Origin of the sequence: Brevibacterium sp. SIMBA_078 (assembly GCF_046534565.1) — a bacterium.
In the GTDB taxonomy this organism is placed as follows: domain Bacteria; phylum Actinomycetota; class Actinomycetes; order Actinomycetales; family Brevibacteriaceae; genus Brevibacterium.
This window is the reverse complement of sequence record NZ_JAWRYQ010000633.1, coordinates 1-233: the sequence shown is the minus strand read 5'-3', so window position 1 is coordinate 233 and position 233 is coordinate 1. Positions and strand designations below refer to the sequence as shown.

At 42.5% G+C, this 233-nt stretch carries 1 protein-coding gene; it reads left to right on the top strand.

Translation table 11 applies throughout. The annotated features are described in order from the left end of the window. Positions 1 to 233: hypothetical protein (locus SB749_RS21050; protein WP_410712033.1), on the top strand; the 233-nt coding region annotated here is incomplete at both ends.

Genomic DNA, 233 nt, shown 5'->3' with positions numbered 1-233 from the left:
GGAATTTATAGATGACGCCAAGTACACCCTAGCACAACCAGAAAAGCCATATTCACTGTTTTCAAAAGTAGCGCAGCAATTTCCGTCGCAACAATGCGCCAATATATTGGCCCAAGTTAGCATGCGACTTACTCACAAAGCATCGGGCGATGTGGTGTGGTTTGCTAAATCATCAATTGACAGTGCAAGCTTTCATCGTGAACCTTTAGTTTATAGCTTTAGCGAAGAAAAGA